General features: G+C 30.0%; 18 protein-coding genes and 1 CRISPR repeat array. Of the genes, 2 read left to right on the forward strand and 16 right to left on the reverse strand.

Annotation, left to right across the window (positions count from 1 at the left end; genetic code table 11):
* Nucleotides 1-380 precede the first annotated feature (380 nt).
* The 4 genes from V5787_RS11530 to V5787_RS11545 all read right to left on the reverse strand — a co-directional run bounded on the left by V5787_RS11530 (nucleotide 381) and on the right by V5787_RS11545 (nucleotide 6,547).
* Nucleotides 381-2,945: a DNA gyrase/topoisomerase IV subunit A gene (locus V5787_RS11530; RefSeq protein ID WP_336893357.1), complete on the reverse strand. Its 2,565-nt coding sequence runs from the start codon at nucleotides 2,943-2,945 to the stop codon at nucleotides 381-383.
* 275 nt (nucleotides 2,946-3,220) lie between these two features.
* Nucleotides 3,221-3,721 carry a DUF2971 domain-containing protein gene (locus V5787_RS11535; RefSeq protein ID WP_336893358.1) on the reverse strand — a complete coding sequence of 167 codons (501 nt, stop codon included), beginning with the start codon at nucleotides 3,719-3,721 and terminating at the stop codon, nucleotides 3,221-3,223.
* 1 nt (nucleotide 3,722) lies between these two features.
* Nucleotides 3,723-4,628 carry a phytanoyl-CoA dioxygenase family protein gene (locus V5787_RS11540; RefSeq protein ID WP_336893359.1) on the reverse strand — a complete coding sequence of 302 codons (906 nt, stop codon included), beginning with the start codon at nucleotides 4,626-4,628 and terminating at the stop codon, nucleotides 3,723-3,725.
* 71 nt (nucleotides 4,629-4,699) lie between these two features.
* Nucleotides 4,700-6,547, reverse strand: coding sequence for a DNA topoisomerase IV subunit B (locus tag V5787_RS11545; RefSeq protein ID WP_336893360.1), 1,848 nt, complete (start codon nucleotides 6,545-6,547; stop codon nucleotides 4,700-4,702).
* Between the two features lie 599 nt (nucleotides 6,548-7,146).
* Here V5787_RS11545 and cas9 point away from each other — a divergent pair.
* Nucleotides 7,147-11,481, forward strand: a complete 4,335-nt coding sequence (gene cas9, locus V5787_RS11550; RefSeq protein WP_336893361.1) for a type II CRISPR RNA-guided endonuclease Cas9 — start codon at nucleotides 7,147-7,149, stop codon at nucleotides 11,479-11,481.
* 73 nt (nucleotides 11,482-11,554) lie between these two features.
* A CRISPR array of direct repeats spans nucleotides 11,555-13,438; the repeat unit is 36 nt; unit sequence GTTGTGGTTTGATTAAAGATTAGAGATTACGATATT.
* 109 nt (nucleotides 13,439-13,547) lie between these two features.
* Here cas9 and cas2 read toward each other — a convergent pair.
* From cas2 to V5787_RS11610, 12 genes are all read right to left on the reverse strand, one after another.
* A complete protein-coding gene (cas2, locus tag V5787_RS11555; RefSeq protein WP_336893362.1) occupies nucleotides 13,548-13,877 on the reverse strand; it encodes a CRISPR-associated endonuclease Cas2 in 330 nt (109 codons plus the stop codon).
* Nucleotides 13,868-14,752 (reverse strand): type II CRISPR-associated endonuclease Cas1, encoded by an 885-nt coding sequence (gene cas1 / locus V5787_RS11560; RefSeq protein ID WP_336893363.1) that lies wholly within the window; start codon nucleotides 14,750-14,752, stop codon nucleotides 13,868-13,870. The genes cas2 and cas1 overlap by 10 nt, the downstream gene beginning before the upstream one ends.
* Before the next feature lie 335 nt (nucleotides 14,753-15,087).
* Nucleotides 15,088-15,684 (reverse strand): Maf family nucleotide pyrophosphatase, encoded by a 597-nt coding sequence (locus V5787_RS11565; protein ID WP_336893364.1) that lies wholly within the window; start codon nucleotides 15,682-15,684, stop codon nucleotides 15,088-15,090.
* Nucleotides 15,677-16,573, reverse strand: a complete 897-nt coding sequence (locus tag V5787_RS11570) for a geranylgeranylglycerol-phosphate geranylgeranyltransferase (RefSeq protein ID WP_336893365.1) — start codon at nucleotides 16,571-16,573, stop codon at nucleotides 15,677-15,679. Before V5787_RS11570 ends, V5787_RS11565 begins: the two co-directional genes overlap by 8 nt.
* On the reverse strand, nucleotides 16,574-17,029 hold the full coding sequence (gene smpB / locus V5787_RS11575; protein ID WP_336893366.1) for an SsrA-binding protein SmpB: 456 nt from the start codon (nucleotides 17,027-17,029) through the stop codon (nucleotides 16,574-16,576). It abuts the gene before it with no gap.
* Nucleotides 17,030-17,347: 318 nt separating this feature from the next.
* The gene (locus tag V5787_RS11580; RefSeq protein ID WP_336893367.1) at nucleotides 17,348-19,105 is read right to left on the reverse strand and encodes a hypothetical protein; all 1,758 of its coding nucleotides are present in this window, start codon (nucleotides 19,103-19,105) and stop codon (nucleotides 17,348-17,350) included.
* Between the two features lie 222 nt (nucleotides 19,106-19,327).
* Nucleotides 19,328-20,494 carry a tetrahydrodipicolinate N-succinyltransferase N-terminal domain-containing protein gene (locus tag V5787_RS11585; protein WP_336893368.1) on the reverse strand — a complete coding sequence of 389 codons (1,167 nt, stop codon included), beginning with the start codon at nucleotides 20,492-20,494 and terminating at the stop codon, nucleotides 19,328-19,330.
* Between the two features lie 78 nt (nucleotides 20,495-20,572).
* Nucleotides 20,573-21,067, reverse strand: a complete 495-nt coding sequence (locus V5787_RS11590; protein ID WP_336893369.1) for an acyl-CoA thioesterase — start codon at nucleotides 21,065-21,067, stop codon at nucleotides 20,573-20,575.
* A gap of 11 nt (nucleotides 21,068-21,078) precedes the next feature.
* The gene (gene miaA, locus V5787_RS11595; RefSeq protein ID WP_336893370.1) at nucleotides 21,079-21,999 is read right to left on the reverse strand and encodes a tRNA (adenosine(37)-N6)-dimethylallyltransferase MiaA; all 921 of its coding nucleotides are present in this window, start codon (nucleotides 21,997-21,999) and stop codon (nucleotides 21,079-21,081) included.
* A 3-nt stretch (nucleotides 22,000-22,002) separates the two neighbouring features.
* A complete protein-coding gene (locus tag V5787_RS11600) occupies nucleotides 22,003-22,821 on the reverse strand; it encodes an ion transporter (RefSeq protein ID WP_336893371.1) in 819 nt (272 codons plus the stop codon).
* Nucleotides 22,822-22,842: 21 nt separating this feature from the next.
* On the reverse strand, nucleotides 22,843-23,928 hold the full coding sequence (locus V5787_RS11605; protein WP_336893372.1) for an exonuclease domain-containing protein: 1,086 nt from the start codon (nucleotides 23,926-23,928) through the stop codon (nucleotides 22,843-22,845).
* A gap of 33 nt (nucleotides 23,929-23,961) precedes the next feature.
* Entirely contained in the window at nucleotides 23,962-24,597 is a 636-nt protein-coding gene (locus V5787_RS11610; protein ID WP_336893373.1) for a YggS family pyridoxal phosphate-dependent enzyme, read from the reverse strand.
* Nucleotides 24,598-24,912: 315 nt separating this feature from the next.
* Between V5787_RS11610 and V5787_RS11615 the strand changes: the two genes are divergently transcribed.
* On the forward strand, nucleotides 24,913-25,073 hold a 161-nt coding region (locus tag V5787_RS11615), incomplete at its 3' end, for a transposase (RefSeq protein WP_336893374.1).

The raw sequence follows: 25,073 nt of genomic DNA on the forward strand, positions 1-25,073 counted from the left end.
AAAACTAAAGGAAAATGAACCAAAAAATAGATCCATAACTAACATAAACAATGAAAATAAGAAAAAAAAATATAAATTTTAGATTTAAAAAGTCAAAATTGAAATCTAAAAATGAAAAGAGCATTATGCAACGGTCTTGACGTAATAATAATTTGGAATATTTTTTATTCAGATAAGCAATATAAACAGAAGCATAGCCCCGTTACGGTTTTGTTTTTGTGAGAAACATAAATGAAAAGGAAACGAATTTAATGCGTCATTTGAATGTTAAAATGGTATTATTTAGCTCTCGCCAAAAAACAACAAATTTAGCCTGTCAATTTAAATGACATAAGAAATCCTTATAATTTAAAAAGACGTTTGATAAACCTACTAAGCGATTAAAACAATGTGGGTTGAGAATTATCATCCTCTGAAATGACATCTTCCGTTACCTCAATATTATCTAAAACAGGAGGAATATATGGATTTGGCTCTAAAATTTTTACTTGTTTTATTTTATCTGTTGACAACTGATTACCAATTGCTTTGATTCCTTTAACAGCGATAAATTGCTCAAATTCTACTATAATAGAATCTAAATTTCTTTTTGAAAAGAAAACCTCTGCATTGGGTCTGTAATCCGTAGCAACTGTTTCCAACTGTGATTTTTCATGATCTGTTATAAATTTATCCTCTCTTTCTGGATGATCAATCATAAATCGTTTTACAAAATATTTTGCCTTTTCACCATCAAAATAAATGGCAGAGATAGGTTTGTTTGGCTCCCATTTTTCTAAAACAATCATATCCTCTTCAAAATGATAATTAAGCAACGGTGTTATGGTTTTTGCAATACCTGACTTAGTCAGAATTAACAACTTGTCTTCAGCAGTAAACTCTCCTAACAACTTTCCTCTTTCATCTACATTTAAACGTTGAACCGTATCATCAAACCATATTTTTCTCGGTTTAAGAGTAGATTTACCTGCCGATTTAAATTCTATTTTTCTGATAGATAGTTTTGTTATTAAATTCCCTTTTGATGAACGTCCTTTTATCAATAGGTCTGAGAAATCAATATCCCATTTTAATTTTTTTACACTTCCTACGGTTCTTAAATTAACCGTAACTAATTCTGCTTCACCGTTTAGATTTGCAGAAAAATAATAAATTACAGATCCTTTATTGCCAGCAGTTAGATGGTATTCTTTATCTCTGGTAATACTCGTCACATTAAATCGTTTCATATAACTGGGACCTTGTTTTCCATCTCGATACATCAAATTATAAACCGTTCGCTTATCTCCTTTTTTAAATACTGCCAAATAAATAATATCTTTACCTACAAAAGTTTTAGTCGCTACTTTTGTAATCATCATTGTTCCATTTTTTCTAAAGATGATTATATCATCAATATCCGAACAATCGGCAACAAATTCATCTTTTTTTAATGATGTTCCTATAAAACCTTCTTCTCTATTTACATAGATTTTGGTATTACTCAATGCTACTTTAGAAGCAATGATATCGTCAAAAGTTCTGATTTCAGTTTTACGTTCTTTACCTTTCCCATAGGTATCTTTTAAGCGCTTAAAATAACTAATGGAAAACTCAATCAAATTGTCCAATTTATCTTTCACATCCGTTATTTTATCCTCAAGAGATTCTATAAACTGCTTTGCTTTATCTATATCAAACTTTGAAATTTTCTTGATTCTAATTTCAGTTAAGCGCAAAATATCATCTGTAGTAACTTTTCGTTTTAAGTGGGTTGTAAAAGGCTTTAATCCTAAATCAATGGCTGCAATTACTCCGTCCCAAGTTTCAACTTCTTCTATATCACGATAGATTCTATTTTCAATAAAAATCCGCTCCAAAGAAGCAAAATGCCATTGTTCATTCAGTTCTTCTAATTGAATTTCAAGTTCTCTCTTTAACAATTCTACCGTATGATCTGTAGATCGTTTTAATTGCTCAGTAACACCGATAAATAAAGGCTTATGATTTTCAATGATACAACTTAATGGAGATATAGAAGATTCACAATTGGTAAATGCATACAGGGCATCTATCGTTTTATCAGGTGATACATTGGGAGGAAGGTGGATTAAAATTTCTACCTCAGCAGCAGTATTGTCTTCAATTTTCTTTATTTTTATCTTTGATTTTTCATTTGCTTTCAATATGGAATCAATCAAAGACGAAGTGGTACTTGCAAAAGGAATTTCTGTAATTGCTAAAGTTTTTTTATCTACCTGATTTATTCTCGCTCTGACTCTAACTTTCCCCCCTCTTTCTCCATCATTATAATTGGTGAAATCAGCGATTCCCCCAGTTAAAAAATCGGGAACTATTTTAAAACTCCTGCCTTTTAGGTATTTAACAGAAGCATCAATCAGCTCTATAAAATTATGAGGCAGTACTTTGGTTGATAACCCAACGGCAATTCCTTCTGCTCCTTGGGCTAATAATAACGGAAATTTTACAGGTAGATGTATCGGTTCTTTTCTACGACCATCATAAGATGCTTGCCAATGAGTAGTTTTTGGGTTAAACACAACATCCATAGCAAATTTTGACAATCTAGCTTCAATATACCTTGAAGCAGCTGCACGATCACCAGTAAAGATATTCCCCCAGTTTCCTTGCATATCTATCAGCAATTCTTTTTGTCCCAATTGAACCAACGCATCTGCTATTGAACTATCTCCATGTGGGTGATACTGCATGGTGTGCCCAACCAAATTTGCTACTTTATTATAACGTCCATCATCCAAATCTTTCATAGACTGCATAATTCTACGCTGTACGGGTTTAAAACCATCGTCCAAAGCAGGAACAGCTCTTTCTAGGATCACATACGAAGCATAGTCTAAAAACCATTCTTTATACATTCCGGTTACTTTCGTAATCGTTTCTTGTTTCTCTTCTGTGCCGTTATTTTCTTGCTCGTTTTCTTGCATTCTATTAGGATATGTCTTCTATGTTGATTGACTGCTTTTTTATTCTGAACTGATTCGGAACCTCTTTCATTTGGTAGAATTCTATATTATTATAACCGTAAGATTGTAAATATTCAATTTCATTTTTGATTTCTTCAAATGGAACTTTTAAACCGAAGATGACTTTTTCAACAACTACACCTAAACTTGAAAAAGATTCAATATAATAATCCTCTAATTTATCTAAGTCATAGTACTTTGTTAAAACCTGCCTTATTTCTTCTTCATAACTCCACCTATTTACTTTTATAACTTATTAAATGGTTAAGAGCATCACTATTCACTTTTTCAGATAACCCCCGTCCAAACAGCTTTCTCTCAAACTTATTATTTTTAGGATATTCTACTTTTAAATAAAAACCTCCATTGTCTTTGTTTTTTTCTATATTGTACCCAACACATATACCTTTGTGTTTATCTGCATAATGAGACCACATCAAGATTTCCTTATAATTTTCACTAAAACAACTAATTCTATGCCTTGAAGAATTTCCTTCTAATACTTTATATTCAGAGTCTTTAATCACTCTTAATATATTATTTATTTCAAGATCTGACAAGTTAGGATAATGTATTAATACTTCTTCTTTTGATGAATCTGATTTTATATCAAAAGGGTCATTAAAGTCTTTGGGGTTAGAAAATCGTATCGTTTTATCTTTTAAAACTTTTTCAATTCCCGTTTCAAAATCATAAAACTGATAAATAACATCTGGGATATTGTTTTCTTCTTGCATGTTACTCTTTTAAACTTTCAAATAAACCTTCCAAATTTTGTTTCAACGTTGGTCTTTGTGTTATTTCATGAAAGGCAATGGCATCTTTTGCATAATAATGAAAAACCATACTTTTTCTTGTTCTGTTTTTATCTAAAACCTTTTCTCCTCCATGAACCAAATTTGCATGCCAAATTAAAACATCTCCTTTTTTTGCCAAAAAGTGTTGTTTTTCTAATTGATTTACATCCAATAAATTTTGGATGTTTTTTAGATATTCATCATAGCCTTTAGTTCCTAAAAAAAATAGACTGCCTTCATTATTAAAATTCTTATTCATAAAATAAGGCAATTTATGAGACCCTTTATAATAATACAATGGGCCGTTTTTCTCATCAATATCTTCCAACGCCACCCATATTGCAATCAAATTCCCTTTTGGAAATGTAGACATACTAATTGAATCCGAATGTGCACCTTGTTGACTTCCTGTTAAAAAATTAATACTTTGAAACAAACTAACCTGCTTATTTAACAAGGTTTCTAAAATCGAAATTATTTTTTTATGGGCACCAATATTAAATAATAATTTTGATTTGTGAATGGCAAACATAATCTTATTGCCATTTTCAAACTTTACTTTTTTTGCTTCTAATAACTCATCTATTTTTCCATTAAAACGATCTACCTCTTCAGAAGAAAAATAATTTTTTAAAACTACATATCCATTATCCGACCATAATAATAATTCTTTTTGAATTTTTTCATCAAGTTCAAGAAATCTATCTGATTTAAACAATTCCTGCTTAGAATTTTTTTTATCGTAAATATTAACCTCTTCCTCTAGCCCTTCAAAATCACTTGCTGAAACAGATGAATAATATTTTTTTGAAAGTCCAAATTTCTTATATAAAGATACATTGTGCATCAATTTTTTCTTATGGAAAAAATTATATATTTGAAAAGTTGGTTTAAATGTTTTTACTGTTTTTTTTATCATTAGTCAACAATATCCAATTCAACTTTTAAATTTTCAATAATAAATTTTTGTCTATCCGGAGTGTTTTTACCCATATAAAACTCTAGCATTTTATCTATCGGCACCTCTTTGTCCAACATAACGGGATCTAAGCGGATATTTTCACCAATAAAATGCACAAATTCATTTGGCGAGATTTCTCCCAATCCTTTAAATCGAGTAATTTCTGGTTTTCCTGATAATTTACCCAGTGCATTTCTTCTTTCTTCTTCAGAATAACAATAAACAGTTTCTTTTTTATTTCTCACTCTAAACAGGGGTGTTTCTAAAATAAACAAATGCCCTTCTTTGATCACTTCAGGAAAAAACTGTAAAAAGAATGTAATCAACAATAATCGAATATGCATTCCGTCAACATCAGCATCTGTAGCAATTACAATATTGTTATAACGCAAATTTTCTAAACTTTCTTCAATGTTCAATGCTGCTTGTAATAAATTGAATTCTTCATTCTCATACACTACTTTTTTACTCATCCCATATGAGTTCAAAGGTTTTCCTTTTAAACTAAAAACAGCTTGGGTATTAACGTTTCTCGATTTTGTAATAGACCCACTCGCAGAATCTCCCTCTGTAATAAACAAAGTAGTATCTAAGCGGTTTTCATTTTTTAAATCGCCCAAATGTACACGGCAGTCTCTCAACTTTTTATTGTGAAGGTTTGCTTTTTTAGCACGATCTCTTGCCAGTTTACGCACTCCAGACAATTCCTTTCGTTCTCTTTCTGCCTGTAATATTTTTCTTTGAATCTGCTCTGCAGTATCAGGATTTTTATGAAGATAGTTATCTAACTTTGTCTTTATAAAATCATTGATAAAAGTTCTTACCGTTGGCAAACCTCCTCCCATCTCTGTGGATCCTAATTTTGTTTTGGTTTGACTTTCAAAAATTGGTTCCATTACCTTAATGCTAATCGCAGATACAATGGATTTTCGGATATCTGATGCTTCAAAAGACTTTCCGAAAAATTCTCGAATCGTTTTTACAATCGCTTCTCTAAAAGCAATCTGATGCGTTCCTCCTTGGGTGGTATGCTGCCCGTTCACAAAGGAATGGTACTCTTCGCTATATTGGGTTTTACTATGGGTCATTGCCAGCTCTATATCCTCAGCTTTTAAATGAATTATAGGATAAGCTCTATCTTCTTCATTTGTATTTTCTTCTAGCAAATCTTTTAATCCGCCATTTGAATAATATTTTTCTCCATTAAAAACAATTGTCAAACCGGTATTTAAATACACATAGTTTTTAATCATTTTTATCACATATTCATTTCGGTATTTACAATTCGCAAAGATGCTAATATCTGGTGTAAAAGAAACTCTTGTTCCTTTTCGCTGACTAGAACTTTCAACTTTACTTTCAGAAATCAATTCTCCTTTTTCAAACTCCGCATAAACAGTTTTCCCATCTCGAATAGATTGTACCCGAAAATAGGACGAAAGTGCATTCACTGCTTTTGTACCAACTCCGTTTAGTCCAACTGATTTTTTAAAAGCTTTGGAGTCATATTTTCCACCAGTATTCATTTTAGAAACTACATCAACTACTTTTCCTAATGGAATCCCACGTCCATAATCTCGTATAACAACACTAGTGTTTTTAACAGTAATCTCAATAGTTTTACCTGCATTCATCACAAACTCATCAATAGAGTTGTCTAACACCTCTTTGATAAGAATATAAATTCCATCATCTTGTGAAGTTCCATCGCCCAATTTTCCAATATACATTCCAGGTCGCATTCTAATATGCTCTTTCCAATCAAGAGACCGTATATTATCCTCTGTATAAGTAGTTTCTGCCATTTTTTATTTGCTAATACTAGGTTGATTGATGCAATCCCTTATCAAAAATTAATAAATAGGATATAAACCTTGCTAAAATAAGAATTTAGACCAAAAATAAAAAGAGGAAAACAAATAATTATAAACAAGTTTTTAAACGTTTCTAACTGGATATTGAAAATTAATTATTGGTTATCGCTATCCTAACCACAACATAGATGATAACTAAAATTCATAAATGCCATAAAACAGTTAAATCTGTTTTTTAATTCTTATCCTTCGTTAAGCATTAAAAGGTTGCCTTTCTTTGATGAACACTTTTTTTCCTTAGCAAACTTTTGCGGTTGCTTTGTAAACTTTGCTATCATAACTTTTAGCATTCAGAAAATCACAAATAAGTTAGAAAAATTTATTTTGCTATACAAAATAAAAAAAGTCCCACCGAAGCAGGACTTAAGACTTTCATCTACGGCATATAGCCTTATTGTGATAAGAATAAAGATTAGAGTTCTTTTTTTTCACATTCAAATATAGAAATTTTAAACGAAAAATATTACGAAAACCTGCATAAAATTTATTTTTTGTTTTATATCTTTAAATTTCTAAAAAGATTGCACAAGATGACAAAAACGCTAGGACTAGATTTAGGAACCAATTCTATTGGTTGGGCATTGATTGAAGATAAAAAACTTGATGACAAAGGTGTTTTAATATTTTCAGAAGGAGTCAAAAAAGAAAATGGAATTGAAAAATCTAAAACTGCCGAAAGAACGGCCTTTAGAAGTTCTAGAAGACTAAAATTCAGACGAAAGATCAGAAAATACCAAACTCTTTTGGTACTAGCAAAGTACAACCTGTGTCCGTTAACTGTTGAGGAAGTAGAAGAATGGCGGAAATCTAATTTCAAAAACTACCCAACTAAACCTGAGTTTTTAAATTGGTTAAAAACAGATGAGGCCTTAAATATTAATCCCTATTATTTTAGAGACAAAGCTAGTAAAGTAAAAATTAACAATTATGATCTAGGTAGAGCTTTCTATCATATTGCGCAACGACGAGGTTTTTTAAGTAACCGACTAGATCAATCTGACAAAGGTGTTATAGAAAAAATACAACCTGAATTATCCGCTAAAATTAATGAGGCGGAAAATCTTATTCAAGTACACTCTTCTGTTAATGAATATTACGAGCAGTTTGACATCATTGATAAAAAAACCAAAGACTTAAATGCTGGAGAGAATGAATTAAAAAAACTATACAATAGTTTTTTAAAAATTTATAAAGAAAAAATATCCACAAAAGAAGTAAAACAAAAGCTTTTAGAAAGGCTTTATAAAAAAGAAAACCTAGGAGCCGTTAAAAAAGGAATTTCAGATTTAGATGAAGCTATTTTGAATTCAAAATGCAAAACTCTAGGTCAATATTTTTGGAGAATTTACAACGAAGATAGAAATAACGTTGACAATAAAATTCGTAACAAATATACTTCAAGAGAAGATCATTACTTAAAAGAATTTGAAATTATCTGTACAGCACAAAACCTTGCAGGTATTGACTATTCAAAAAAAGATGCAAATCAAAGATATAATGGTTTTGTAAAAGAATTATACAAAGCCATATTTTACCAACGCCCTCTAAAGTCACAAAAAGGATTGGTTGGAAAATGTTCTTTAGAAGCAAGTCGTACAAGATGCGCAAGCTCTAGACCCGAATTTGAAGAGTTTAGAATGTATAGTTTTATCAATAATATTAAAATAAAAACGAGCGACAATGAAAATTACAGACTTTTAAATAGTGAAGAAAGAACCAAAATTATTAATTCCTTTTACCGAAAATCCAAACCAACATTTGCTTTTGAAGACCTGAAAAAAATATTAGGTGTAAATCATTTATATAATTACAAAGACAAATCTACTATTAGTGGATGCCCTACAATTGCCAATTTAATTAATGTTTTTGGAAAAGAATATAAAAATATAATTTTCGAAAATTATACCGATAAAAACATTACCGATAGAAAAACGAATAAAACCACCCGTTTCAAAACACCAAATGAAGTAATTGCAGATATCTGGCACGTACTTTCTACGTACACTTCTGACGAGAAATTAAAAGATTTTGCTCTTGAAAAATTAAAGACAGATACTAAAACTGCTGAAAAATTCGCTAAAATTCATTTAAAAAAAGAATATGCTTCTTTAAGTTTATATGCTATCAACAAAATACTGCCTTATTTAAAAATAGGATTGTTATATCCTCATGCTGTTTTTATGGCAAATATGGATAAAATAGTTTCTCCTGAAAAATGGAATAATAAAGATGATAGAGCTTTAATTGAAAAAGAAATTGGTCATATTATCACGAACCATCAAGAAGAGAACAAAATATTTTTTGTGATTAATAGCTTATTAAGTAATTGTTACGACAGAGATAATAATTTTAATTATTCCAAAGAAGCTGAAAATATTTTTAAAGAAGATTTAGAAAAATCATTAAAAAAAGAATTTGGAATTAAAAACTGGGAAAGCAAAAAAAATAAAGAAGCATTATTTAGCACTGCTTTCAACACTTTTATTAGTCATTTAAAAGTCCGTGACCGTATTATTAGCAAAAGAGTTGACGAAAAAATCATGGCTTTTTTATCAGACAATCAATTAATAAAGCCCAATTTAACAGACCATTTATACCACCCATCGGATATAGATAAATTTAGTTCCATAATCATAAAAGATAAAAACAATACTGAGTTTATTGGTCTGGGAAGCCCAGAAGTAGGATCCATTAAAAACCCTATGGCAATGAAAGCCCTACATCAATTAAAAAAATTAATCAATACACTAATTATTGAAGAGAAAATTGATAAAAACACAAAAATAAACATCGAACTTTCACGCCAATTAAATGATGCAAATAAACGTAAAGCAATTGAAAAATGGCAAAACGACAAAAAAGAACTTTATAAAATTTATGCTGACAAAATAAAAGAACTTTACCCAAAAGAAAATAACGGACAAACAATTGATAATTTATCTGATGCTGACATTGAAAAATTTGCTTATTTATTAGAACAAAGAGAAGATGGAAAAATAGTTAGCAAAGAGGATATTTTAAAATACACATTATGGGAAGAGCAAAATCATGTTTGTATATATACCGGTAAAACTATTAGCTTGTCTGATTTTTTAGGAGGAAACCCCAAATATGACATAGAACATACTTTACCTAGAAGTCGTTCTTGGGATAATTCACAACTGAATAAAACCCTTTGTGAAAGTAAGTTTAATCGGTCTATAAAAGGAAATAAAACACCTTTTGAACTACAAATAAATGAGAGGATTTTACCCAGAATAAAACATTGGAAAGTACGGTATGAGAATTTAAGTAATGAAATTGAAAAAATAATACGACAGTCACGTAATGCAAGTGATAAAGAACAAAAAGATAGATTGATTCAAAAACGTCACTATTTAAAAATGGAGCATGACTATTGGAAAGGAAAATATATTCGCTTTACCATGGAGGAAATCAAAGATGGTTTTAAAAACAGCCAGGCAGTAGATATAGGTATCATTTCTAAATACGCTAGAGCTTATTTAAAATCGGTGTTTCATAAAGTTTATTCTGTAAAAGGTGAAATGGTTGCCGAATACAGAAAAGCGTGGGGACTACACGATACTTTTACTGATAACTTTGGCAGAACTCAATACCTACCAAAAGACAGAAGCAACCATATTCACCATTGTATTGATGCAATTACCATTGCTAGTATGGACAAAGGTAAATACGACAAACTAGCACATGCTTGGGGTCTAGAAGACAAAGGGGAATATCAAAAAGCAAAAAAGGAATTAGCCAAAGAAAAACCATGGAATACCTTTACCGAAGATGTACGCAATTTAAAAAACGAAGTTTTTATTGTACATCAAAATAAAGATGTATTACCGACACAAACAAAAAGAAAGTTCAGGAAAAAAGGGATAATTCAAAAAGATAAAAGTGGTCGTATTATTTATTTAAAAGGAGATACGGCTAGAGGATCGTTACATTTAGGCACTTTTTACGGAGCAATTGAAAAAGACAAAAACGGAGTAATAAAAAAAGATACAATTGATAATATAATTCCAAATTATGTTGTTCGTAAAGCATTGACAAACTTGAAAAAATCTGACATCGTTAATATTGTTGATATTAATATTAGGCTAATTGTTGAACAAGCAGCAAAAGACAAGTTAATTATATTTAATGATACCGGTGCAAAAATTATCGAAGAAGGAATTTGGCAAAATAAAGAAAAACTAATTCCTCTTAAAAAGGTTAGAATTTACGTTCCTTCAGTATCTAAAAATTCTATTTTACAAGACTTTAAAAAACATTCTACACCATTTTTATCTAAAAAAGAATACAAACAACAATTTCATGTAAAAAATGAAAATAATTATTGTATGGCGATTTATGAAGGCCTTAATGAAAAAGGGAAATTAAAACGTGATTTTGAATTGGTAAACAATATTGATGCAGCAGAATATTATAAGTTAAGTAGTAAAAGTCATCGAATAAATTACGATTTAGTTCCAAAACTTCATAGTAAATCTAATTTGCCATTGAAGTACATTCTTAAAAAAGGAATGATGGTTTTAATGTATAACGAAACACCTAGTGAAGTTTGGGAACTCTCAAATAAAAAAAAGATTAATATCTTATACAAAATAATTGGATTTGAAGGAGATGGAAGAATTCAATTTAGACATCAAAATACAGCTATGCAACAAAGCAGTAAGAATTCCGATGAGAAAACTATCGTAAAATACATGAAGGATAACAATTTAAAAAATTCTGTAATTAATTTTAATAATCCAACACCGTGGCTAAGACTAAGTATTAATAAATCAAATATATTAGTCAATTCTTTTGATTTCAGAATAAATCAAACTGGTAAAATAACAGAAAACACATAAAAAGAACAACCTAAGTAAAACGTTCATTGACATGCTTTTAACTCTCCTGGAAATCTATTAAACAAGTGTTTTAGTTGTGGTTTGATTAAAGATTAGAGATTACGATATTAATAACGTCAATAGACAGTGGAGGTACTTTGTTGTGGTTTGATTAAAGATTAGAGATTACGATATTCTTTTCATCTTAATGTCGTGAGTGGTGTAAGTTGTGGTTTGATTAAAGATTAGAGATTACGATATTTGTGTCTGCATTATACAAAAGACCACTCCAGTTGTGGTTTGATTAAAGATTAGAGATTACGATATTAATACCGTTTCCTCGGTGTTTTTAAACGTGTGTTGTGGTTTGATTAAAGATTAGAGATTACGATATTCAACAAGCAGCTTTACTTGCAGACAACAGTGTTGTGGTTTGATTAAAGATTAGAGATTACGATATTGTATGCCATGTTTGATATAAGAGTATGCTTGTTGTGGTTTGATTAAAGATTAGAGATTACGATATTTGTATTATCTACCGTTATAGGACTTGTCAAGTTGTGGTTTGATTAAAGATTAGAGATTACGATATTCTCGCCTCGTTTGTTTTTTATAATACAGTAGTTGTGGTTTGATTAAAGATTAGAGATTACGATATTATAATCCAGTCTCGAGGGAAAGGGAACTCAGTTGTGGTTTGATTAAAGATTAGAGATTACGATATTGTTCCTCTATGTGCTTTAGTTCATCTATCAGTTGTGGTTTGATTAAAGATTAGAGATTACGATATTTCTAAAGTGTCAACAGTAAGCATCTCTATCGTTGTGGTTTGATTAAAGATTAGAGATTACGATATTTCACTTAAAAAATACTTTGGATCAACTTCAGTTGTGGTTTGATTAAAGATTAGAGATTACGATATTTTATGCAGTTCTGTATGATTGGAACGATAAGTTGTGGTTTGATTAAAGATTAGAGATTACGATATTAACTAGCTTCTTTTAAAAGCTCGCATTGTAGTTGTGGTTTGATTAAAGATTAGAGATTACGATATTTTTTACAATAGAGAGCCCGACCTCACGAAGTTGTGGTTTGATTAAAGATTAGAGATTACGATATTACAAGCCAAGTCTACGCCTTTGCGATTTGAGTTGTGGTTTGATTAAAGATTAGAGATTACGATATTTATTTTGCTTTTACCTATCATTAGGGCGCGTTGTGGTTTGATTAAAGATTAGAGATTACGATATTTTGATTCGCTTAGATATAAAATGTCGCCTTGTTGTGGTTTGATTAAAGATTAGAGATTACGATATTTCATCTTATTTTTTTTAGTTATTCCTTAATGTTGTGGTTTGATTAAAGATTAGAGATTACGATATTTTAAAAGCGTTTAAATCAGTAGTCCTAGAAGTTGTGGTTTGATTAAAGATTAGAGATTACGATATTGCGCTCTAATTTTTCAAATACAATTACCCTGTTGTGGTTTGATTAAAGATTAGAGATTACGATATTAAAGTACTCTTATTTATATTATTGTTTATAGTTGTGGTTTGATTAAAGATTAGAGATTACGATATTTCCTCTGATATTAATAGACACGGACACAGAGTTGTGGTTTGATTAAAGATTAGAGATTACGATATTTCGTTTGTATAAGAGCGTATAGTAGTATTAAGTTGTGGTTTGATTAAAGATTAGAGATTACGATATTAGATATAGTATAAGATGCCTTGTTGTTGTAGTTGTGGTTTGATTAAAGATTAGAGATTACGATATTTAAGAAATTTTATAGGTAAACCAGAACACAGTTGTGGTTTGATTAAAGATTAGAGATTACGATATTAACAATGACTGAAGGAATTGATATTGCATCGTTGTGGTTTGATTAAAGATTAGAGATTACGATATTAGATTTTAGTCTCGTATTAGTTCCTTGCAGGTTGTGGTTTGATTAAAGATTAGAGATTACGATATTAGTTGCCATTAAAGCAGCTGATAACAAAGCAATTAACATATAGTATCGTAAATAAAAATGCTCCTTTCAAAGATTTAATTGCTTTGTTTGGAGCATTTTTCATTTTCTATCAAAATAATTCTAACTGCAAAACAGGAGGCTCTTTGGGCTCTTCAACTTTACCCCAAAAATTCATAATATTCCCATACTGTTTATCAGTAATCCTAAGAATACTCACTTTGCCAAAGGGAGGAAGCAAGCTTTTTATTCTTTTTTCATGTACATCAGCACTTTCACTACTGGCACAATGCCGCATATACACAGAGTATTGCATCATAGTAAAGCCATCTTTTAATAAATTTTTCCGAAACAAAGCTGCATTTCTTCTATCCTTTTTTGTATCCGTTGGTAAATCAAAAAAAACAAATAACCACATAATTCTATATCCGTTTAAATCCATAATTTAGGGAAGCTAATTTTTTTTATCTTTCCCATATAACACTGCTGTAAGGAACTAGTGGTTGTGCTTAAAGCAACCATAAGCGGACTTTTTTTTCCGTCAAAATAAACGGTTTCCGTCAAGATTTTCAACAATTCCATTTTTATTTCAGTAGTTAATTCTTGCGTATCATTATTTTTTATAATCTCTAATACTTTTGCATCTACTACAGGTCTATAAGGTTCCATTATATCATCTGCCAAGCAAAAAGCATTGTATTTATTATGATGGTGAATACCCAAGGTATTTAGCAATCCACTACCAGACAAAGCTCTAGCCACAGCTGCTCTTAAAATGGCATAACCATAATTTAAAAATGAATTGGGGAAATCGCCAAAACGTTCCCTTTTAAAATCAAAGTCAAAAATATGTTTCCAATAAAAAGCCGCTGCCACAGCTTCTCTATTTTCAGAATCTCCACTTAAAACTTTTGAGGCATAATATTTTAATGGATCATTTTTAATCCCAATAGCATTTAATAGCTCAGCTTGGTTAGTGATTTTTTGTTTAATTACTTGTTGCCATAATTGTTTTTTTAAGGGCTCCGTAGCAGTAATTTGACACGTAAATAACTCTTGCTGTACATGATGACTATCTAAGTTTAGCAACATGCTTTTGGGTAGATGTTTATGGTTGCAAAAAACAACTGCCACATTGTTTTCTGTCAGCTTGTTTAACAAGGGAACCGACAAATAACATTCTTGGTGCTCTATAACAACAAACCCGATATCTTCTATTGGAATGGTTGTTTCTCTTGTTTCGGTTATTATTTTTAGTTGTTCTAGTTTTGTTGATAGACTACATTTGTTGGCGAAAAATAAAGTTCTTTTTATCATAGTTTTTTCTTTAAAACTACAACATTCAATAAATTATTTCATAAAAAACAATAAAAAAAGTCCTACTAAAGCAGGACTTATACCAAATGAATTTCAGAGTGGTTGATGATAAATTTGGATTATTTTTTTTTAGATGAAATAGCAAATATAAGCATAGCCTATGGTTACGGTTCTATTTTATATTAAAATATAAAGGAAATAAAAACTAATTTAACCAATCATTTTGATGTTATTTTCGTTTTCAGAAAGCAACTTAAGTGAAATATATTTGTCATCAGGAAAAAATCATTAAAAACATAATGTGATGGACGGAAAGACTTATTTTAAAAACAAATTCATCGAGGGTTATTTACTTCGTTTTTTAAAAATTCGTATAGTTTAGATAAGGGGAATCCCATAACATTAGAATAATTCCCTTCAATTTTTTCAACTCCTATATATCCAATCCATTCTTGAATACCGTAACTACCCGCTTTATCGAAAGGTTTATAGTTATCTATATAAAAATTTATTTCATCCGAAGTTAAATTTTTAAAATATACTTTGGTGCAATCGTGAATCGTTTTTGTAGCTCTCTTTGTCTTAAAACAAATAGAAGAAATAACCTCATGTGAGTTTCCAGAGAGCGCACTAAGCATATCAAAAGACTCCTGGTGATTCTTAGGTTTCCCCAGAGCTTTGTTTTTAAACCATACAACCGTATCTGAAGCAATTATAAGCTCATCTTCTTTAAGAATTGTATCAAAAGGTTTAGCCTTTAATTCGGCTAAATAATTAGTGATTTCTTCGCGAATTAGTTGTGGAGGATAAATTTCTTCAATGTCAAAAAATTTAATTGAAAAAGGAATCTTTAATTCTTCTAAGAACTGCTGTCTTCTAGGTGAACCAGATGCTAAGATGATTGAGTATTTATCTAGTAGATTTTTAAGCATAGGTCATCAAGAATATTAAAATTAGACCAAAAATAAGAATCCATTTTAAAAGTTTACTAATAAAACTAAAGTGAGGTTTTGATATGGCACTGCATGTTTTATAAATAAACAGAAAAAATGTAGACACAATAAATAACCAATAAAATATTTGAATGACATAGCGTTTATTTAATTCATATATTCCAAAATTTAATAGAAAATATAGAGGAATAATACTGAATCCTAATACAAATTTTACCGTTCTATTATTGCCTATAATAATCGGGAGTGTTTTAAAACCAGAATTATAATCTCCATTAACGTCTTCAATATCCTTTATAATTTCTCGTAAAAAGTTTATTAAAAATGAAAATAGTGAAAACAGTAGTGTTAAGTGAACTGCTTTATTTGATTGATTAAAATTGGAGTCGAGTAACAACAATAAAATTAAATTAAAGCTGACCAATGCAGCGGTGATAAAATTACCGATTAAAGCTGTTCTTTTAAAAGATAAAGAATAAGTATACAAGAGAATAATAACTATTAAATAGGTAATGATATGGATTGCATTCCCCGTTAATATACATACAGTCGACCCAAATAAAAGCCCAAGTCCTGTTGTAGAAACGTAGTAAAGTTTTGCAGTTTTCAGGTTTATGAGTTTTGGGATGTATACTTTTTTAGGTTTGTTTATTTTGTCACACTTTACATCGAAAATATCATTAATAATATAGCCTCCAGCAGCAATACAAATAACACTAATTAATAATAAAATAAATTCAAAATTTGATAATAAAGAAGTTGATTTAAAATAAGGAAATACTTGGTATTTAAACAGAATTTGGCAAAATAACAGTAAAAGAATATTGTTCCAGCGAATTAAGTTCAAATAAAGAAGCAATTTCGCCATTTAAAAATTCTTTTTTATTCTATCTAAGTCTCTTTTGTTATCTTTTTCTTTTAATGTATTTCTTTTATCGTGTATTTTCTTTCCTCTACACAAAGCAATATTTACTTTGGCCCATCCTTTATCTGTTAAATATAGTTTTAAAGGAACAATGGTAAGGCCCACGTTTTTAACCTGTTTTTCTATTTTTTTTAATTCCTTTTTATTTAAAAGTAATCTTCTAGAACTTTTAGGATTGTGGTTATATGAATGTCCGTAAATGTATTCTTCAATATACATGTTGATAACAAATAACTCTCCTTGTTCATTAAATTCACAAAAGCTTCCTGTTATTCTAGCTTTGCTTTGTCTAATAGATTTTATTTCTGTACCTGTCAATTGAATACCTGCCGTATAGGTGTCCAGTATTTCATACTCAAAGCGAGCTTTTTTATTCCGTATATTGATGTTCTTTTGCATGATTACAAATGTAATTAATATATGTAAAACATTGAGTTTTCTAACTTAGTTAATTTTGAATAGATTTTTTAATTTTTGAATGTCTTTCAATTAAATAACTATGTTCCTTTTTCTTCTATAAAAATTTTAAGATACTCCTATAAAAGTTACATTTATTACTTGAATTTAAGATTTGAATGGTAAAATAAAAATATTTTTATCGAAGAGATAAGTTTGTATCACCAACTTTATTAGATTCCATATATAATTCCTCAGAGTGATCAATTATACTAAAAAAGCCACCAGTATATAACTGGTGGCTCAAATTCTAAGTTTTTTTTAAAAAGAATGAAGCTTCTTTTGTAATTTTGAAAAAGAGGAAACTATGTTAGATTCTTTAAAAAGATCTTGGTAATAAGAAATACCTTCGTTAATGTTTTTATAAAAAGAGGTCAAATATTTTTGGTCTTTTTTATTGGGATTAACCTTAAACTCATCCAGTTTATCATTAAAATATTTCACATACATTTCTAATTCTTTTACAAACATATTAGGTCTGTTTCCAGGAGTTAGATTAGGCATTTTTCCATAGATATGCTGAACCATAGTTTTTAATGAAATTATTTTATCAAAATAAGCAATGTTTGGTCCTGGACACACTAAAACTCCAGATTTTGTATCCTTTGACTCAATATTATTATCAATTAAACCTGCATTTGCTAAACCAATACATAAACAAGATTTCTCCGTTATTTTATTGAATTTTTGTTGGTAAATTTCTACTGACAGGTTTTCGTCTTTTAATTTTTTAATTTCACCGCTTTGATATTTTTGAGAGGCCGTACAAATAGATTTACCATTACTGTCTCTATTTAAAGCGAGAAATTTTTTAGGACAATGACTCCCGATATTATCATTTTCTATTTTTGATAATTTATAGGCATCATTAGACACTCCTTTTACACTATTAAAAGGAACTCCTAAAGGGGAAATATTACTTAAATATAAGTCCTTCTCTTTTGCTTTCGCTAATACTTCAAGAGTATGTTTGTCTACTGTTGTAGCTTCAGGAACTAATAGAAATGGTGATCCCCACCCCACAGAACTTACATCATAGTTGTCTAATAAAAATTGATGTTCTTTTGAAGTTCCAACTCCTCCTTGCACTGTGATTTCAATATCGAGTGGGTTTTCTGGCACTTGTTTTCCTTTCGCTTCTAGAGCCGACTTATAAACTTCAAAAGTTCTATTGATTAAGTCTTTTTTATTTTCGGTAAAGGTGTTTAAGATAGGACCTAATAAAAGTCCTTCGGTAGCAAAAGCATGACCTCCACAGTTTAAACCAGATTCAATTCTGTATTCTGAAACCCATAACCCTTTTTTTGCAAAGAACATTCCTTGAATTGTTGCAGAACGATAGTCACTGACTTTTAAAACTATTTTTTTATTAAGCTCTCCGTCTTTAGTAGGATAGAAATCTTCGAATTGTTCAAAGTAGCTATACAGCCTTGGATTTATACCTGCAGACAAAACGATAGAAGACTTTAACGTGCTTTCTGCAAAACCTTTAAGTGCAGTATGCGCATCGTTATAATGAGAAGGTAAAGGTTGTTTTTTATGAGTACGACTATTATCTAGTTTTGTCATAATATTTACATCAATATTCCCCGGCGATAAATTTTCTTGAATCCAATTTTGAAGAACTTCTTTTGAAGTATTTTCTTCAATCATTTTCACCAAGCTTTTTTTTACGTCAGAAAAATCAGGCAATAAATTGATGTAATTATCTAAGGCTTCTTTTTTTTCTGTAAGGGAAACTTTAAAATTGTGAAACTTCTTTTTCACAATGATATCCATATTGTTTAAATAAGAAGTAATTCGAGTCGATCTAGCTTCAGGATCTTTCGTTGAATAAGATTTAAAGGGTAAATTGTATTTTACACTGTAAAAAGAATTCATGTTTTCAATTAAGATATCATCTGTAATTGAAACAACAGAAGAAATTCCATATTGAGCAATTTTTATTGGGCTGTCTATAGTAAATGCCAATCCCATCACAGGAATATGAAAGGAATGTATGGGTGTTATTTTTGTCATTATTAATTACTTTAAATTTCCAACAAAGTACTTCAAATAAAAAAAATCAAAGAATGATAATTATCATGTTTTGGATTGATGAAATCATCTATATTTGAATTGTTGACAATTATTATTATTTAATTGTTGATATCGATTAATAAACTGGGAATCTAATTGCTATGAAATAAAATCCACCTAAGATATAGTTTTAGGTGGATTTTTGATTGTAACTGTTTCAAACTAATCGTTGGACGTATGTAAAGATTCATTTAGTTCAATTGTTTTTGGATTCGGTCTACACACTAAATGACCGTTAGTGCTATCAAGTAAAAACAACAACTTATCCTTTCCATTTAATTCAGCAGCTTTTACAATATTCTCCCCCTCTTCAACAACAAACCCTTTGTTATTGATAGGTTGTTTTTTCTCGTTGTACATCCATACTTTGGCAGCAGCAGTTACATAAACACCTGCGGCAATTGTACAACCGAAACCTAAAGAGATTCCTGTTCCTGAATTGGCTCCCAACAAACATCTATCTCCAATAGAGATAACATTTTTGTTACCTCCAGACAAAGTCCCCATAATAGAAACTCCACCTCCTAAATCAGAATCATGACCTACAATAACACCTCCAGAAACTCTACCTTCTATCATTGCGTTTCCAAGAGTTCCAGCATTAAAATTTATATAACCCGCAGGCATTACCGTGGTTCCTTGTGCGGTGTGCGCACCTAAACGTACTTGAGATGCCGAGGCAATACGCACTCCATTAGGAACATAATAATCTACCATATAAGGAAATTTGTCTACATGTGTTACATTTAGAGATTCACCTTTAAATGTAGCTTTAATTCTTTCAGTACTTAAATCTTCTGGAAGAATAGGTCCTTTATTTGTCCAAGCTATATTGTTTAATTTACCGAAAACTCCATCTAAAGAAAGTCCATGTGGTTTTACATGAAGTTGTGATATACATTGCAGTTTAAAATATGCCTCTACAGTGTTTTCCACTGTAGTATCTTTGTCGAATAAAAAGTAAGCAACCACATCAATAGTTTGATAACCTTTAGGTTGGTTGTAATTATCTAATAATTGTTTGATTAAAACAATATTTGGATGTTTTTCAATTTCAGAATGAAAAGCTTCAAAGTTGTCAAATGCTTGTTGCAACTGTTCTTTAGAAACAGGTATAAATCCATTTTTATCAGAAGAATAATCCGTTATATCTTGCAATAATGCAGCTGTTCCAAATGCATTGTCCCAGTTGATCGAAGGAAAATTAACATCTAAGGTTTTGTCTTCTTTGGATTTTCTAATTCCTAATCCAAACGCTAAAGGTTTTACATATCCGTCTTGGCATGTAATATCTTGTATATATTCTTTAAAATTTTTTATCGTATTCATTTTAAAATCTTTTATTTTAACAAAGGCAAAGATACCTAAAAGTTATACTTTAAGTGCTTGGTTAATTTAAAAGTTAAATTATGCTTTATTTCTCTGTCTGCCTCTAAAGTACATTTCACGATTTTCAAAAGTTTTTTCAGGAACTTCTAGCAAAACTTCTCTGAAAATTTTAGTGTATTTTTCTTGGTGAATTTGGACTTTGTTGGTTCTTAAGTTAAAGGGAACAAATGTAAACCAAGCTGCAGATTTTAAAATTGTTTTATCAGCATTCCACATACGCATTTCAATTTGGAAATGTTTCAGGGAATAACCAATTAACTGCGATTCAATCACCACAGTTTCCATAGTAAATACAGGCTTTAGGTAACATACTTGGTTGTTTGCAATCACCCAGCCTAAACCTTCTTCTTCGATTGTTTTAAAGAAGTCGATATTATAATTTTCAAGAGCTTGATCTTCTCTAGCATTAATATAATAATCAACATATCTACCATTATTTAAATGGTTAAATGGGTCACAGTCTTGAAACCTTATTTTTTTTTTACTTTCAATTACTTTAGGAAGTGGAGACATATTTATAGAAGTTAATATTTATTTATTTTTAAAATTTCCTGTACAGTTTCAAATATAATTTTTGGATTCACAAGATAATCAAACCAAATGGTCTTAGGATCTTTTTTAAACCAGGTTATTTGTCTTTTTGCAAATCGTCTTGTGTTTTTCTTGATTTCAGAAACGGCAAATTCTAAAGTGTAATCACCATCGAAATAAGAAAAAATCTCACGATATCCAACAGTCTGTAATGCGTTTACTTTTTTATGAGGATACACCGCTTTAGCCTCTTCTAAGAGTCCTTCTTTTATCATGTTATCAACACGTTGATTGATTCGGTTGTATATAATTTCTCTGTCAGCTTTGATTCCTATTTTTATAGAGTTGAAGTTTCTTGCTTCTTTGGGTTTGTTTTTAAAAGAAGAATATGTTTTTCCTGAACCTATACAAACTTCTAAAGCTCTAATCACTCTATGTGGGTTTTCAACAGCAATTGAATTGTAAGTTTCAGGGTCTAAATTTTTTAATTTTTCTTGTAAAGAAAACAATCCATTACTTTCGATATCTTTATTGAGTTGTTCACGAATTTTAGGTGAAATCTCCGGAAAATAATCCAATCCCTTTAAAACCGCATCAACATATAACCCACTGCCTCCCACCATGATAATAACATCGTGAGTTTTAAAAAGCTCATCTAGTTTTTTTAAAGCATCTCTTTCAAACTGACCAACATTATAATCATCAAAAATTGATCTATCTTGAATAAAATAATGTGGAGCATGTGATTGTTCTTCTTCACTAGGAACTGCAGTACCAATTCTTGTTTCTTTATAAAATTGTCTCGAATCACAAGACAGGATAGGGGCATTGAATCTTTCAGCTAATTTAAGACTTAAAGAAGTTTTTCCAATTGCAGTTGGACCAACTATAGTAATGAGTTGTTTGGATTTCATAAATTAAAATTTATCTCCACAATTGTGACAAAATCTAGAGTTATCAATATGTTTTTCCGTTCCACAATTTTCGCAACTCCTCGTATTTGTCTGTTTTATTTTGTATTGTGATGTATATTCAGAAGTTACGATACCTGTAGGCACGGCAATAATTCCATAACCTAGAATCATTACAATGGATGCAATAAATTGTCCAAGAGTAGTTACAGGAGCAATGTCGCCATAACCAACCGTTGTCATAGTAACGATTGTCCAATAAACACTTCTAGGAATGCTTATAAAACCACTACTAGCACCTGCTTCCACGATATACATGACAGTTCCTAAAATTAAACACAATATAACAACAGCAAAAACAAATACTATGATTTTAACCCTACTTGCTTTTAATGCAGACATTAATTTATCAGATTCTCCAATATATCGAGTGATTTTCAAGATTCTAAAAACCCGTAATAATCGAAGTGATCTAAGAATAATTAATACATGTGCACCTCCAAAAATTAAGGATAAATATTTAGGAATCGTAGATAGAAAATCGATAATACCATAATAACTAAAGATATAATTTATTGGTTTTTTTATCGATATTATTCTTAAAAGATATTCGAAGGTGAATAATATCGTGATAATCCATTCCGAGATATCGAAAAATCTTTCGTGTTTATAATTAATAGAAGGTACACTCTCAAGCGTGACAAGAAGAATACTAGATACGATAGTAATTAGTAGGAGTACATCGAACAATTTTCCCGCAGGAGTATCTGCTTCATAAATGATTTCATGAAGTTTAGATTTCCAATTTTGTATTAATGTTTTCATAGAAAAGAATCCTTAGTTTAATTAAAATCTAACAATTTTATCGACTTTTCCTTTTTCTAAAAATTTTTTGGTAACATATCTAGTTGTTAAATTATCAACAATTGGACTCATCATTTTTCTTACAATTTCGATATTTTCAATTTGGTATGCCAAATCGATAAAAGCAGAACCTTTTATTTGATTGTCTTCTAAAAACAGGACTGATTTTTCATTAGAATGTCGGCCTTTATTGATAAGTAACATATTGTCATTATTAAAAATAACAGTAGGAATTTTTTTTCTTCTTTTAGTATTGAATTTTGGCTTAAGTTTTAAGTTTGCATCAATAAATTTCAAATCTGCTAATAGTTCATTTCCTGTTTCTTCGATGGTGATCGAATAGGTTAACTTTAGTAGCGTTTTAATCCTCTTTGAAGTTCTTAAGAATAATTGATTGATCCCTTTTTGAATATTCTTATTTTTGCCTACATATAATACATCTCCAGCTTTGTTATGAATAAAAAATAATCCAGTTTCTTTAGGAATTATTTTTATATAATCTAAAATATTTGAAGGTAGTACAATCTCTTTATCAGCTAGCGTTTTTATTGATGTTTTAGTGATTTTTTTATCTATATCTTTGTCTAACAGCAGCTTGAATAGCTTTACAGTTGCCATGGCATCTCCACTTGCACGATGTCTAGAACTCATAGGAATTCCTAAAGATTTACATAGTTTACCTAAACTATATGAAGGCATTTCAGGAATCAACGCTTTACTTAATTCCACGGTACATAAAGTTTCTCGAAAATAATCATATCCCAATCTACTAAATTCAGTTCTTATAATCCTATAATCAAATGAAGTATTATGAGCAATGAATACACAATCTTGTGTAATCTCAACAATTCGTTTTGCTACCTCATGAAATTTAGGAGCTGTTTGCACCATTTTTTCAGTAATTCCAGTAAGATTTACAACAAACGGTTGGATTGGTCGTTCTGGATTTACCAAACTTATAAATTGATCAATAATATTATGTCCATCAAATTTATAGATTGCAACTTCTGTAATGCCTTCTTCATTAAATTTACCACCAGTAGTTTCTATATCAATTATTGCGTACATTCAGTCTTTTTAGTATCCAATTTATTAATCTTACTATCGTGAACCAAATATAGCACTACCTATACGCACCATGGTACTACCTTCTTCTATAGCTAGTTTGTAATCACCACTCATCCCCATAGACAATGTAGTCAATTTTGTACTGTCAAAAAATATTTTTAAGGATTTAAATTCATTTATCACCTGCCTAGAATTATCTGTAAATGAAGCCATCCCCATCAATCCAACAATATTTACATTTTTCATTGTATCTAATTTTTCTGAAGTAAGAATAGATTTAACATCAATAATTTCCATGCCAAATTTACTATCTTCAACTGCTATTTTAACTTGTAACAAACAATCAATTATTCGGTTGTGTTTTTTTGCTTGTTTGTCTATTTCCTTAAGGGTTTCAAAGCTATCAACTCCATGAATTAAAGAAATAAAAGAGGCAATATATTTTACTTTGTTTTTTTGTAAATGACCAATTAAATGCCATTGAATATCCTTAGGAAGCAATGCTTTTTTTCCAACTAATTCTTGAACTTTATTTTCTCCAAAAATTCTTTGCCCAGCTATATAAGCTTCTTCAATTGCTGAATTCGGTTTTGTTTTAGAAACAGCAACTAAAGTTACGTTTTCAGGAATTGAGTTAGAAATTATATTTAAGTTTTTTTCTATAGACATGAATAAAAGTTTTGATGTACTAATTGGCACAAATATAGTTATTAGCAATCATTATTCTTGTATTCAGAATTGTTTTTAGAATTACTATTGATTATGGATCAAGTAATAAACTTAAGACCGTTGCAAGGTGAACAATAAAAATTAACATCATAAACTATTATTATTCAGTTAATTAAACTACATGCTTAAGATGTAAAATTACAAACATTACCTACTTTTTCAGATAGTATTTGTGATTTACTCACAAGAAAGATAAAAGCTACATTTTTTAGTCAAATAAATATTCTTATCGATTGGGATCGAATTTCAAAAATAATAGACAAGGACTATTCCAAGGGTAAAAGTGCCGTTGGTAAGCCTTCCTATGATGGTTTGTTGCTTTTTAAAATGTGTCTTTTACAGAGTTGGTATGGTTTAAGCGATTACCAAGTAGAAGATAGACTTAACGATAGTTTATCATTCAGCTATTTCTGTGG

The sequence above is a fragment of the Flavicella sp. genome (genome assembly GCF_037132785.1).
GTDB lineage: Bacteria > Bacteroidota > Bacteroidia > Flavobacteriales > Flavobacteriaceae > Flavicella.